Below are 12,462 nucleotides of genomic sequence, written 5' to 3'. Positions count from 1 at the left end.
GCCCTACGCGGCCGCTCATAGGGCCGCCGTGATCAGGCTCTTGAGCGGGGGCTTCAGCCGCCTGCCGCGGCCAGGCCCTCCAGCCTGGGCACCAGGGCGGCGGGCGGTGGCAGGTCGCGCAGCCGCCGCGCGACCGCCCGTGCGGCGGCGCGGATGGGGCCGTCGTCGAGCAGCTCGGCGAGCTCCTTCTGGCCGGCTGCTTCGGGCTCGCGGCTCAGCCCGAACCCGCCGCCGCTGACGACGCCCGCGTTGATGTACTGGTCCGCGCCATGGGGCAGCACGAGCTGCGGTACTCCGGCGGCCAGCGCGGTCAGCGTGGTGCCGGACCCGCCGTGGTGCACGATGGCGGCGCAGCGGGCGAGCGCCGCGTGCAGAGGCAGCCAGGCCGCCTCGCGTACGTTGGCGGGCAGCGGCCCGAGCGCGCCCGGCTCCGCCTGGCCGCCCAGGGCCAGCACGAACTCGGCGTCCGTCTCCTCGGCGGCGGCCAGCAGCGGGGCCAGCCCGTCGAGCCCGGCCATCTTCGGCACCACGGTGCCCAACGTGACCAGCACCCGGGGCCGCCGGGCGGGCTCGAAGAGCCAGGGCGGCAGCTCACCGCCCGCGTTGTACGGGACGTACCGGACAGGCCAGCCCTCACCGCCGCCGATCATCAGCTCCGGCGGCGCGACATGCAGCGGCTGAACGTACGGCTCGCGCCTGGGCACGCCGTTGCGGTCGAACGTCTCGGCGAGGTGCGGCAGGTAGCGTCCGGCGAAGCCGGGCTCGGCGACGAAGTTGAAGCCGTGCTCGACGGCCGGGATGCCGAGCGCGGCGGCGACGAGCAGCCCCGCGCCCTGCAGCCTGGAGTACACGACCAGGTCGGGACGCCAGTCCCGGGCCGCCTTCAGCGTCTCGCCCGCCATCAGCGCGCAGACCCGGGCGAACCGTTCGAAGACCAGGTCTGGGGTGGTGGCACCGGCTTCGGCGATCTTCTTGCCGCGCTCGCGCAAGGTGCGGGCGCGTTCCTCTTTGGTGCCCTGGCCCTGCCCGAAGACGGTGGCGGCGATGTCCACGCCGGGAGCGGCGTCCACGACCGGCAGCCCGGCCCGGATCGCGGCGTTCACCGCGCCGTCGGAGGTGGCCACCAGCACCTCGTGACCGGCCGCGCGCAACGCCCAGGCCAGCGGCACCACCGGGAAGAGGTGCCCGAGCGCCGGCAGGACGACGATCATGACCTTCATGCCCAGGCCTCCTCGCAGATCCCCGGCTCACGCATCGAAGTCCGCCCTCTCCGCCAGCTCGCGCCACGGCTCCCATCCGGCGATCCGCTCGCGCAGCACGCGCGGGGCCAGCTCGGCCGCGCCGCGCCCGAGCAGCAGGCGCAGCGGCGGCGGATCGGCGTCCAGCACCTCCAGCAGCGCCTGGCCGAGCCGGGCGGGATCTCCGGGTTGCAGGTGCGCGTACGCGCCAGAAAGCCCGTGCCGCCGCTTGGCCAGCACGTCGTCGTAGGCGGCCAGCGGCGTGGCCCTGACCATGCTGCCCGCGCTCCACTCCGTACGGAACTCGCCCGGCTCCACGATCGTCACTCGCACCCCGAACCCGGCCACCTCCCTGGCCAGCGTCTCGCTCAGCCCTTCGAGCGCCCACTTGCTCGCGCAGTACAGGCCGAGATTCGGGTACGTGGTCACGCCCGCGATGCTCGACATCTGGACGATGTGGCCGCTCCCCTGGCGGCGCAGCACCGGCAGGACCGCCTGCACGCACCACAGCGCGCCGAAGAAGTTGACTTCAAGCTCCTCGCGGGCCTGCGTCTCGGAGACCTCTTCCACGGCCCCGGCCAGCCCGTGGCCGGCGTTGTTGACCAGGACGTCGATGCCGCCGGCCAGTTCCACCGCCCGGTCGATGGCGGCGAAGACGGCCTGCCGGTCGGTCACGTCGAGCCGCAGGGCGATGGCGCACTCGCCGTGGGCGGCGACGAGGTCGTGCAGCGCGTCCGGCTTGCGCGCGGTGGCGATCACGATGTCGCCCGCGGCCAGCGCGGCCTCGGCGATCGCCCGGCCGAGGCCGCGCGAGGCGCCGGTGACGAACCAGCGGCGCGGCCGTGCAGTGGTGTCGGTCATGCCGCCACCTTGGGCGGCCTCGCTCGATTCCGGCTACACGGCCGCTGGACCGCGCGGGGCGGATCGCCGCGCCCGGCTCGGCGGACCGCGCTGAACGATCGCTGCACGCGGCCGGTGGCCCGGACTCGGCGGAGCGCTACGTAAAGCCGACCAACGTAAAGCCGACCAACCGCGCCAAGCGGAGCGCTGCACCAAGCCGACTAACCAGGCAAAGTGGAGCGCTGCGCTCTGAACGGAGCGCACCGCTCCGTTTCGGTGTTACGATGCCCTCATTCCGCAGCGCAGAAGGGATCTCTCATTGTCCGGCGCTCCTCTGAACCTGGCCGTGATCATCGGCAGCACCCGCGAGGGCCGCTTCGGCTCCATCGTCGGCAACTGGGTCGTCGAGCGGGTCCGCGATCACGGCGGCTTCGAGCTCGACATCATCGACCTGGCCGAGGTGCCCCTGCCGATCGTCCAGCAGAAACACCCGGTCAGCACCGGCGAGTACCCCGACAGGCAGGTACGCGACTTCGCCGCCCGCATCGGCGCCGCCGACGCCTTCGTCGTCGTCACCCCGGAGTACAACCACGGCTATCCCGCCTCGCTCAAGCTCGCCATCGACTCCGTCGGCCCCGAGTGGCGGGCCAAGCCCGTGGGCTTCGTCTCCTACGGCGGCTACGCGGGCGGCCTGCGCGCCGTCGAGCAGCTCCGGCTCGTCTTCGCCGAGCTGCACGCCACCACGATCCGCGAGACGGTCAGCTTCCACATGGCGTACGCGCAGTTCGACGAGGCCGGCAGGCCGCGCGACGCCGAGAGCGTCTCCGCCGCCGCCAAGCTCCTGCTCGACCAGCTCGGCTGGTGGGGCGAGGCGCTGCGGTCGGCGCGGGCGGCCCGCCCCTACGTCTGCTGAGCCGGGCGGTCACCGGGAGCGCCCGCTCTCACGCGTCTTGGAAACCAGCCTCCGCCGAGCCGCCCCACGTCCGCAGCATCAGCACTCGCCGGGCGGCCCGCCGCCACCCCTGGAGAGCCGGCCTTCGCCGGGCGGCGGGCCGCCCGGCGTACGGCCTGAGCCTGGCGGCCCGCCACCCGGCTCAGCTCGTACGCCGCCAGTAGACGCCGAACGTGTCGATCGGCACGATCTCATCCTTAATGCCGAACGTCTCCCGGTAGTCGTACACCGCCTCCCGGCACGCCTTGATGGCGTAGTCGTCGATGATGGCGAAGCCGCCCACCGACAGCCGCGGATAAAGGTTCACCAGCGCGTCGGTGGTCGACTCGTACAGGTCGCCGTCGAGCCGGATGACCGCGAGCGGCCCGGGCGGCGCGGCGGGCAGCGTGTCCTTGAACCAGCCCTTCAGGAATCTCACCTGGTCGTCGAGCAGCCCGTACCGCGCGAAGTTCTCCTTCACCGTCTCCAGCGACACCGCCAGCACGTGGTTGTAGCGGTGCACCGCCAGCGTCCGGTCGGCCTCGTGACCGTCGTCTCCCGTCACCGGCATGCCCTCGAACGAGTCGGCCAGCCACACCGTACGGTCGGTCACCCCGTACGCCTGCAGGATCGCGCGGATCAGGATGCACACGCCGCCGCGCCACACGCCGGTCTCGATGAAGTCGCCCGGCACCCCGTCCTTGAGCACCGTCTCCACCGCCCAGTGCACGTTGTCCAGGCGCTTGCGGCCCACCATGGTGTGGGCAACGGTGGGCCAGTCGAGCCCGATCTCCCGGATGTCGTCCCGGTAGCCCGAGATGCCGTGCTCCGCGGCGGGGTCGGGGAAGGTGGGGTCCTGGTAGATGGTGTTGGTCAGGATCTTCTTGAGCAGGTCCAGGTAGAGCTGCGTCCCGTCGGGCATGTGATCTCCTCGTGGCAGAGCCGGCGGCCGGATGGCGGAACGCGAGGATCGTCACCGCAGGGCCTCGAATACGGTTGGAGCCGGTACGCTCCACCCGCGCTCGAGCGGGGCTCTAGCGGCGGCGCCTACCGTGACGATCATGATCGTTTCGCCCCGCACGCCGCGCCCGTGAGCCGGTACCTTCTCCGGCGCCTGCTCTCCCTGGTCCTGGTCCTGCTGGTCGCGGTGACGCTGTCCTTCGCCCTCGTGCACCTGCTGCCCGGCGACCCGGTGGAGCTGATGCTCAACGGGAACCTCGGCGGCCTGCAGGCGACCCCCGAGCAGGAGGCCGCACTCCGGCACGAGCTCGGGCTCGACCGGTCGATCGCGGAGCAGTACCTGACCTTCATCGGCAACGCGCTCACCGGCGACTTCGGCAGGAGCATCGCCTCCGGCCAGCCCGCGGTGGCGGCCATCGGCGAGGCGGCGCCCGACAGCCTCGCCCTGCTGGCGCTCGCGCTCCCGCTGTCGCTGCTCATCGGCGTGGCCGTCGCCGTGGCCGGCACGCTGACCCGCATACGTCTCCTCAGCGGCGCGCTCGCGGGGCTGGCCGTGCTGGGCGTCTCGATGCCGAGCTACTGGCTGGGCATCCTGCTCATCGAGGGCTTCTCGTTCCGGCTGCCGCTCTTTCCCGCCACCGGCAACGAGGGCTTCGGCAGCCTGGTACTGCCCGCGCTCACGCTGGCCGTCCCGAGCGCCGGGATGATCGCGCAGGTGCTGCGCGGCAGCCTGCGCCACACGCTCGCCGAGCCGTACGTGACCACCGCCCTGGCCAAGGGCGCGAGCCCGGTACGGGTGAACCTGCGCCACGCCCTGCGCAACGCCGCGCTGCCCGCGATCACCGTGGTCGGCATGCTGACCGGCGGCCTGATCGGCGGCGCGACGGTCGCGGAGATCGTGTTCGGGCGGGCCGGGCTCGGCCGGCTGCTGGTGACGGCCATCGCCCACCGGGACATGACGGTCGTCCAGGCCATGGTCGTCTTCGTGGGCGCCGCGTACATCCTGCTCAACCTGCTCATCGACCTGCTCTACTCATGGCTCGACCCGCGCGTCACCGCGGGCCGCCCGGCCGGGAGGACCACCTGATGCCGACGTTCCTGCGCCGGCCCGCGGCGCTGCTGTCCGCGGCGGCGGCCGCCGCCATCGCGGTCTGCGCGCTGTTCCCCTCCGCCGTGGCGCCGTACGGGCCGCACGAGGGCGACCCCGCGCGGGCCCTGCTGCCGCCCAGCGCCGCCCACCCCTTCGGCACCGACCAGCTCGGCCGCGACCTGTTCAGCGAGGTCGTCTGGGGCGCCCGCCCGTCGCTGGAGGTGAGCCTGCTCGCCACGGCGCTGGCGCTGGCCGCCGGCATGCTGCTCGGCCTGATCGCGGGGTACGCGGGCGGGCTGCTCGACGGGCTGGTCATGCGGGCGGTGGACGTGCTCATGGCCATCCCCACGATGCTGATGATCCTCGTCACCATCGCCGTGCTGGGCAGCGGCACCACCAACATCGCCATCGCGGTGGCGCTGGCCACGGTGCCCACGTTCGCCCGGCTCATGCGGGCCGAGGTGCTGCGCGTGCGCACCCGGCTCTACGTCAAGGCGGCGATCGCCGCCGGGGTGCGCACCCCGATGGTGCTGCTGCGCCACGTCGTGCCCAACTCCGCGCCGCCGGTGCTGTCGTACGCGGTGCTGGCGATCGGCGGCTCCCTGCTGGCCACCTCCGGGCTGGGCTTCCTCGGCTTCGGCGCGCCGCCGCCCAACGCCGAATGGGGAGCGCTGGCCGCCGCCGGCCGTGACTTCGTCGGCACCTGCTGGTGGCTGACCACGTTTCCGGGGCTCATGGTGGTGCTCACCGTGCTGGCCGCGACGGGCCTCAGCCACACCCGTCCCGAGGGCGCCGCGGCGGTGCCGAGGTGAGCGGCGGCGGGGAGCTGCTGCGGGTCAGCGGCCTGCGAGTCTCCTACCGTGGCGGCCCGGCGGTGCGGGGCGTGGATCTCACGGTCGGCGAGGGCGAGATCGTCGCGGTCGTGGGCGAGTCGGGCTCGGGCAAGAGCACCACGGCGCACGCCGTGCTCGGGCTGCTGCCCGCGGGCGCGGCGATCACCGGGGGCAGTGTGCTGTTCGCGGGCGAGGACCTGGTCCGTGCGGGCCGCCGCCGGATGCGGCGCATCCGCGGCAGGGAGATCGGCCTGGTGCCGCAGGACCCGATGGTCTCGCTCAACCCCGTCATGCGGGTGGGCGCGCAGGTCGCCGAGACGCTGCTGGTCCACGGCATGGCCGAGCGCCGCGAGGCGCGGGAGCGTGCCGTCGAGCTGCTCGGCGAGGTCGGGCTGCCCGATCCCGAGGCGTGCGCCCGCCGCTACCCGCACGAGCTGTCCGGCGGCATGCGCCAGCGCGTGCTCATCGCGATCGCGCTGGCCGCCGGGCCCCGGCTGCTCATCGCCGACGAGCCGACCAGCGCGCTCGACGTCACCGTGCAGCGGCAGATCCTCGACCATCTCACCGCGCTCACCCGGCGCTCCGGCACGGCCGTGCTGCTCATCACCCACGATCTGGCGCTGGCCGCCGAGCGGGCCGACCGCGTGTTCGTGCTGCACGAGGGTCGGTCGGTGGAGAGCGGTTCCGCGGCCGTGATCCTGCGCGCGCCGGACCATCCGTACACACGCCGCCTGGTCGCGAACGCCCCCAGCCTCGCCGCAGCGCCGTCCAGGCCGGCCGTTCCCGCCTCCGGCGAGCCGCTGCTGTCGATGGAAGGCGTCACCAAGACGTTCGGCGACGTGACGGCCGTGGACGACGTGACGCTGAGCGTGGGGCGCGGCGAGACGCTGGCGCTGGTCGGCGAGTCCGGCTCGGGCAAGTCCACGCTGGCGCTCATGGCGCTGTGCCTGCTGCCGCCGACGCGCGGCCGGGTCGTGTTCGACGGGCAGGACGTGGCCGCCGGCGGGCGGGCCGCGCTGCGCCGGTTCCGCCGCAGGGTGCAGCCGGTCTTCCAGGACCCGTACTCCTCGCTCGACCCCCGGCGCAGCGTCGGCGACAGCGTCGCGGAGCCGCTGCGCGCCTTCGGCGTGGGCGACCGCGCCGCGCGCCGGGCCCGCGTCGCCGAGCTGCTCGACCGGGTCGCGCTGCCCGCCTCGATCGCGCGGCGGCGGCCCGCCGAGCTGTCCGGCGGCCAGCGCCAGCGGGTGGCCATCGCCCGCGCGCTCGCGCTCGGCGCCGAGCTGGTCGTCTGCGACGAGCCGGTCTCCGCGCTGGACGTGACCGTGCAGGCCCAGGTGCTCGACCTGCTCGCCGGGCTGCAGGCCGAGCTCGGCCTCAGCTACCTGTTCATCTCCCACGACCTGGCGGTGGTGCGGCAGGTGGCCGACCGGGTGGCGGTGATGCGGGCCGGGCGGATCGTCGAGCACGGGCCCGCCGCCGACGTCCTCGGCGAGCCGCGCCACCCCTACACCAGGGCGCTGCTCGACGCCGTCCCCGCTGAACCGACCATAGAGGAGCCCGCATGACAGCCCGTACGACCGGGGCCCCGGCCTACGCCGGCCCCGTCGATCTCGACAGGTACGGCAGGTACGACCCGTTCCGCGGCATGACCGACCGCAGCGTGCCCCCCGCGTACGACTTCGACGGCCGCATCGGCGACGCCGCGCACCCCGCCGAGCCCGGCAGATACCACCTCTATGTGGCGCTGTCGTGCCCGGTCGCGCAGCTCGCCAGGATCGCCCGGCTGCTGCTCGGCCTGGAGAACGTGATCGGCGTCTCGGTCGTGGACGACGACCGCGACGGGCGCGGCTGGGCCTTCCGCGAGCGCCGGGGCCCCGACGAGGTCAACGGCTTCACCCTGCTCAGCCAGGCGTACGAGGCGAGCAGGCCCGGCTACTCCGGCCACATCTCGGTGCCGGTGCTGTGGGACCGGCACGAGGGCCGCATCCTGAGCAACCAGTACTTCAACATCCTGCGGGACATCGGCACGCAGTTCGGCGCGTACGCCACTAGCGACGTGCAGCTCTACCCGCAGGAGCTCGCCGGGCGCATCGACGCCGTCAACACGCTCATCTACGAGGAGATCTCGCTGGCCCTGTCCGCCACGGCCAAGCGTCACGAGGACGTGCGCCCGCAGGTGATCGCGGCGCTCGACCAGTTCGACGCGCGGCTGGCGACGCACCGCTACCTGCTCGGCGACGCCATCACCGAGGCGGACCTGCGCTTCTACACCACGCTGGTCCGCTTCGACCAGGGCGGGAACGCGCTGTCCAGCATCACGGGACGGCCGCTGCCGTCGTGGGAGCGGCTGCACCGCTACGTGCAGGACCTGTTCGCGCTGCCGGCCTTCCGCGAGACCACGCTCGTCGTCCCCGAATGGCTGGCGGACGCGCGGCCGTAGCCGCATCGGGTCGCCGGTCGTCCGCAGCCGTCCGGCGACCCGGGCCGTCCGGTGCAGCGGGCGGCCGGAGCGGCTTTCGCCGTCCGGCCCGCTGAGCGGCCGGACGCCCCTATGGACCGCTGAGCGGCCGGACGCCCGTATGGACGCCCCGGCTCAGGCGGTGCGGCGGGCGGCTCCTGAGCCAGACGCGCGCTGCTCGGCGTAGGCGCGGGCGCGCTCGGCGACCACGACGCTGTTGCCGCCCAGCGCCGTGCGGATCCACTCCCGTGCGCCGGCCACGGTCGTCCCCTCGCCGAGGACGGCCGCGACGCCTTCCGGCCGGATCACGACCGTGTGGGCCGCGGTCACCGACACGGATCCGTCGACCTCCTCGATCGTCCAGCGCAGCACGTGCAGCGTGGCCAGCGGCGGCAGCAGCAGGTGCTTGTCCACGATCGCGCGGTGCGGGAAGCCGACCCGGACCGCCTCGGTGGTGCGCTTCGGGCCATCGGGACCGGCGTTGTCGATCTCGATGAACCGCCCGTGCGGTCCTGCGGGCGTGGCGGAGGCGGCCGCGACGTGCGGGACGACCTCCGGCCAGCCCTCCACCGTGTGCAGGAAGTCGTAGACGTCGGCGGCGGCTCCCGCGATCTCGACGGTGTCGGCGAACTCCAGCAGCACCTCCGGCCGCCCGATCTCCTCCTCCGCCGCGATCCTGACCGGCTCGAGCAGGACCGCGGGCCCGATGTCGGCGCTCAGCCTGCTCTCGCCCTCGCCGCGCGGCTCCACCGTCCAGGTACCGGTGAAGGGCGGCACGGGGTCGCCGTCCGCGCGGAACGTCACGGAGGCGCCGTCGCCGCAGTACCGGACGGTGGTCAGGGCGATCTCGTCGCCGCGCAGCCACCACACGCGGGCCTGTCCGCCGCCGTCGAGCGGCTCAGCGTGCACGACGGAGGGAAAGACGCGCGGCCAGGCGGACACAGCGGTCAGCAGCCGCAGCACGGTCTCGGCCGGCGCTCCGACCGCCGCGCTGGACACGTGGGACGGGTCGGTCATGGCGGCCTCCTCAGGAGCCGTGCCGCAGCGTGACGGTCACGTGATCGACCTGGATCTCGATGCCCTGGCCCCACAGCCGGTTGCTCTCCAGGCTCTCGTCGTCGTAGAACTCGGCGGGCGTCGGCGCGCCCACGCGGGGCGCGTAGTAGGTGTCGGGCAGGCTCGACAGGCGTACCAGCCCCCGCCCGTCGCGGCCGGCGCCGTCGAGGAAGGTGACGGTGCTGAAGCCGCAGTAGAGCTGGCGCGGGTGAGCGAGCCGTGGCGTGCCGCCGTGGTCGGTGAGCAGGTACGTGCGGTCGAAGGCAAGCTCGCCGATGCGGTCGAGCCGCAGCACCCGCCGCCCGTCCACCACCCAGTGCACCACGCCCGCGTCCTTGTCGTACTCCAGGGCCAGGCTGTTGCTCTGCGACGGCACCCGCGGCACGACGGGGATGGCGTAGAAGAACGAGGCGTGGTCCTGGCCGGGCTTGGGCTGCCGGGCGTAGGCGGCGTAGATGAGCCGGTTGGTGACGAAGTACGTGAACACCGAGCCGGTCTCCGGGTCGGCGGCCTGCACGGTCGCCGAGGCCAGCCGCAGGTCGTGGTCCGGAGGGCCGGCCAGGTCGCCGAAGGGGTGCGCGGCGGTGCCGTACGTGCGCACCGCCAGCTCCACCTCGCAGCGGAAGACCGACCCGTCCGGCACGTCGAAGCCGCGGATGCCGTTGGACGAGGTGTGGTTGACCGTGGCGCCCCACTTGACCTCGTCGCTCGCGCCGAGCCCGCCGTCGTCCTCCTGCGGCGTGGTGAAGACGAAGGCGGGCTCGCCGGTGACGGGGTCGGTGCCCGACGAGCGGACGTTCAGGCCGGCGTCGGAGGTGGTGGGGACGCCGTCGCGGTCCACCACCCAGGTGTCCACCGTGTCGAATCCGGCGCGGAAGTCGTCGTGGAAGAGGCGCTCGACGCGGCCCGTGTCCGTCGCCGAGGCCGGAGCGGCGATGGCCGCGACCAGAGCCGCCGAGGCGAGCACGCTCCCGATCGCGCGGTGCAGACTCCTCAATGCAATCTCCTGTTCTGAGCAGCCGAAGATCGGCCTTGCAGCGGAGATTGAATGTGGAGCCGGTCGAGTCCGCGTCGAGCGCGGCTCGACCGCACCCGGGGAGGTCAGCCCACGGTCAGCACGACCTTGCCGCGCCCGTGGCCGTGATCGACCCGCTCGTGCGCGCGTACGGCGTCCGCCAGCGGGAACGGCGTCGTCGGCAGGATCAGTTCCTTGCGTGCGGCCAGCCCGGCCAGGTGGGCGAGCACCTCGGCGGAGCGGGCCCCGGTGAGCTGCTTGATGCCGTGTTTCGCGATGGCCGCCTCCGCGTCCACCAGCGTGCCGACCCGCCGGCGGTCGGAGACCAGCTCGACCGAGATCTCGGTCGCCTCGCCGCCGATCGCGTCGAGCGCCGCGTCCACGCCGCCGGGCGCGGCCGCGCGGATCCGGTCGGCCAGGCCGGGACCGTAGGTGACGGGGGTGACGCCCAGCGAGCGGAGATAGTCGTGGTTGCCCTCGCTCGCCGTGCCGATCACCGTCGCGCCGCGCGCCACCGCGAGCTGGGCGGCGACCGTGCCGACCCCGCCCGCCGCCGCGTGGATGAGGAACGTCTCCCCCTTCTTCACGCCCAGCTCGTCCACGAAGCCGTACGCGCCCTGCCCCACGACCGACAGCGCGCCGGCGACTTCCCACGGCAGGTCCGCCGGCTTGGCGGCGAGCTGGACGGCGGGGACGACGATCACCTCCGCGTACGCGGCCGCCAGCGTCCAGCCGAGCACCTCGTCACCCACGGCGAAGCCGGTCACGCCCTCGCCGACCGCGTCGATCACCCCGGCGAACTCGTTGCCGAGCCGCTGCGGGAACGACGCGGGGAAGAAGTCGCGGAACTCCCCGGCGCGGAGCTTGGCGTCGAACGGCGTCGCGCCCGCGGCCCGGACCCTGACCCGGACCTCCCCCTCGCCGGGCTCTGGCTCGTCGATGTCGATGGGGTGGAGCACCGAAGGGGGACCGTACTCGGAGAACGCGATGGCAACAGGCACCTGAGACCTCCTTGAGGACATGCCGCGGACCGCCCGGTGCGCCCGGGCGGTGCGGGGATGCGGGACAGCGGGCGGCGCGGCGCTGCGCGGCCCGGTCGTGCGCGATATGAGAGGGAGCGCCTCAGCCTGAGCCGGACTCCTTGGAACGGCCCTTCATCGCCTCCTCGATCTCCTGCCAGTCGGTGGCCGGCGCGCCCAGCCGATGGGCCCCTTCCGGGCGCAGGCCGTCGAGCACGATGCCGAGGAAGCGGCGGCTCAGCGCCGCCGCCGTCTCGCCCTTCTCCGCGCGCCGCTCGCGCAGCGCGTGCAGCAGGGTGATGATGTCGTCGGCGTTGACGTCGGGACGGAGGACCCCGGCCGCCTGCGCGCGGTCCACGAGCGTCTGGATGGCCTCGCGGGCCCGCTTGCTCGCGGCCAGCACGTCCTCGGTGATCTCGAACGTGCCGGCCAGCCTGGGCGAGCCGTCGACGCCCGCCTCGACGCAGGCGGTGACGAAGCCCTCGAACCCCTCCCAGGCGTCCTCGGCGGCGAGGCCCCGCTCGGCCTCCTCCCAGGTCTGCTCCATGTGCGCCAGCGACAGGGCGCGCATGAGGTCTTCCTTGCTCGGATAGCGGCGATACAGCGTGCCCATGCCGACGCCGGCCCGTTCGGCGATGACCGAGACCGGAGCCTCCGGCCCCATCTCGACGAACACGGCGCGGGCGGCGGCGAGGATGCGCTGGTCGTTGCGGCTGGCGTCGGACCGGCGCGGCCCTTTTCCAGCGGTGTTCCCTCTCACATCCCGAGACTAGCATAGAACGGAGCACTCCACTCCGGTACGGTGATCGGTATCGCCGCTCTGCGGAAGAGAGGTCGTCATGCCTTTCCCGTTGCGTCTCGTCTCGCGCCGCCACGTGGATTACTGCCGGATCGCCGGCCAAGCCTGTCGCTGACCAGGCTCCCCTTTTTTCGCCTCTTTTCGTCTTTCGTCCCTGATCACCGCGGGCGACGTCCCCGCGCCGCTCAAGCGTGCCGTGAGCACGTACGTTCCACGTTCTCGA

General features: G+C 73.5%; 12 protein-coding genes. 5 read left to right on the top strand and 7 right to left on the bottom strand.

The features are described from left to right. Positions 1–53: 53 nt before the first annotated feature. Together AB0K67_RS01315 and AB0K67_RS01310 are read right to left on the bottom strand one after the other, a co-directional pair. Positions 54–1,220: a nucleotide disphospho-sugar-binding domain-containing protein gene (locus AB0K67_RS01315; RefSeq protein ID WP_364050935.1), complete on the bottom strand. Its 1,167-nt coding sequence runs from the start codon at positions 1,218–1,220 to the stop codon at positions 54–56. 27 nt (positions 1,221–1,247) lie between these two features. Continuing rightward, complete coding sequence (locus AB0K67_RS01310) at positions 1,248–2,099, bottom strand: oxidoreductase (RefSeq protein ID WP_364050932.1); 852 nt, start codon at positions 2,097–2,099, stop codon at positions 1,248–1,250. 298 nt (positions 2,100–2,397) lie between these two features. Here AB0K67_RS01310 and AB0K67_RS01305 point away from each other — a divergent pair, with 298 nt between their 5' ends. Continuing rightward, positions 2,398–2,991, top strand: a complete 594-nt coding sequence (locus AB0K67_RS01305) for an NAD(P)H-dependent oxidoreductase (protein ID WP_364050929.1) — start codon at positions 2,398–2,400, stop codon at positions 2,989–2,991. A gap of 181 nt (positions 2,992–3,172) precedes the next feature. Here AB0K67_RS01305 and AB0K67_RS01300 read toward each other — a convergent pair whose 3' ends face one another. Then, positions 3,173–3,931, bottom strand: coding sequence for a TylF/MycF family methyltransferase (locus AB0K67_RS01300; RefSeq protein ID WP_364050927.1), 759 nt, complete (start codon positions 3,929–3,931; stop codon positions 3,173–3,175). A gap of 168 nt (positions 3,932–4,099) precedes the next feature. Between AB0K67_RS01300 and AB0K67_RS01295 the strand changes: the two genes are divergently transcribed. The 4 genes from AB0K67_RS01295 to AB0K67_RS01280 are packed head-to-tail and all read left to right on the top strand — an operon-like array spanning position 4,100 to position 8,332. Further along, the gene (locus AB0K67_RS01295) at positions 4,100–5,056 is read left to right on the top strand and encodes an ABC transporter permease (protein WP_364050924.1); all 957 of its coding nucleotides are present in this window, start codon (positions 4,100–4,102) and stop codon (positions 5,054–5,056) included. Then, positions 5,056–5,871, top strand: a complete 816-nt coding sequence (locus AB0K67_RS01290) for an ABC transporter permease (protein WP_364050921.1) — start codon at positions 5,056–5,058, stop codon at positions 5,869–5,871. Before AB0K67_RS01295 ends, AB0K67_RS01290 begins: the two co-directional genes overlap by 1 nt. Continuing rightward, positions 5,868–7,457, top strand: a complete 1,590-nt coding sequence (locus AB0K67_RS01285) for an ABC transporter ATP-binding protein (RefSeq protein WP_364050918.1) — start codon at positions 5,868–5,870, stop codon at positions 7,455–7,457. Before AB0K67_RS01290 ends, AB0K67_RS01285 begins: the two co-directional genes overlap by 4 nt. Further along, positions 7,454–8,332: a glutathione S-transferase C-terminal domain-containing protein gene (locus AB0K67_RS01280; RefSeq protein ID WP_364050915.1), complete on the top strand. Its 879-nt coding sequence runs from the start codon at positions 7,454–7,456 to the stop codon at positions 8,330–8,332. Before AB0K67_RS01285 ends, AB0K67_RS01280 begins: the two co-directional genes overlap by 4 nt. A gap of 153 nt (positions 8,333–8,485) precedes the next feature. Here the strand turns inward: AB0K67_RS01280 and AB0K67_RS01275 are convergent, their stop codons facing one another. The 4 genes from AB0K67_RS01275 to AB0K67_RS01260 form a co-directional block, all read right to left on the bottom strand. Beyond that, positions 8,486–9,367, bottom strand: a complete 882-nt coding sequence (locus AB0K67_RS01275) for an SRPBCC family protein (protein ID WP_364050913.1) — start codon at positions 9,365–9,367, stop codon at positions 8,486–8,488. 10 nt (positions 9,368–9,377) lie between these two features. After that, positions 9,378–10,403, bottom strand: a complete 1,026-nt coding sequence (locus AB0K67_RS01270; protein WP_364050910.1) for a DUF6081 family protein — start codon at positions 10,401–10,403, stop codon at positions 9,378–9,380. Between the two features lie 104 nt (positions 10,404–10,507). Continuing rightward, the gene (locus AB0K67_RS01265) at positions 10,508–11,422 is read right to left on the bottom strand and encodes an NADP-dependent oxidoreductase (RefSeq protein ID WP_364050907.1); all 915 of its coding nucleotides are present in this window, start codon (positions 11,420–11,422) and stop codon (positions 10,508–10,510) included. Positions 11,423–11,543: 121 nt separating this feature from the next. Next, on the bottom strand, positions 11,544–12,200 hold the full coding sequence (locus AB0K67_RS01260; RefSeq protein ID WP_364050904.1) for a TetR family transcriptional regulator: 657 nt from the start codon (positions 12,198–12,200) through the stop codon (positions 11,544–11,546). Positions 12,201–12,462 lie beyond the last annotated feature (262 nt).

This window comes from Nonomuraea sp. NPDC052634 (genome assembly GCF_040678535.1).
GTDB classification, from domain to species: domain Bacteria; phylum Actinomycetota; class Actinomycetes; order Streptosporangiales; family Streptosporangiaceae; genus Nonomuraea; species Nonomuraea fastidiosa.
Note: the sequence above shows the minus strand (reverse complement) of the source record. Positions and strands in the feature narration are given on the sequence as shown.

Coding starts and splice junctions, on each gene's coding strand:
- AB0K67_RS01315 (WP_364050935.1), bottom strand. CDS start 1,220: ATGAAGGTCATGATCGTCGTCCTGCCGGCGCTCGGGCACCTCTTCCCG.
- AB0K67_RS01310 (WP_364050932.1), bottom strand. CDS start 2,099: ATGACCGACACCACTGCACGGCCGCGCCGCTGGTTCGTCACCGGCGCC.
- AB0K67_RS01300 (WP_364050927.1), bottom strand. CDS start 3,931: ATGCCCGACGGGACGCAGCTCTACCTGGACCTGCTCAAGAAGATCCTG.
- AB0K67_RS01290 (WP_364050921.1), top strand. CDS start 5,056: ATGCCGACGTTCCTGCGCCGGCCCGCGGCGCTGCTGTCCGCGGCGGCG.
- AB0K67_RS01280 (WP_364050915.1), top strand. CDS start 7,454: ATGACAGCCCGTACGACCGGGGCCCCGGCCTACGCCGGCCCCGTCGAT.
- AB0K67_RS01275 (WP_364050913.1), bottom strand. CDS start 9,367: ATGACCGACCCGTCCCACGTGTCCAGCGCGGCGGTCGGAGCGCCGGCC.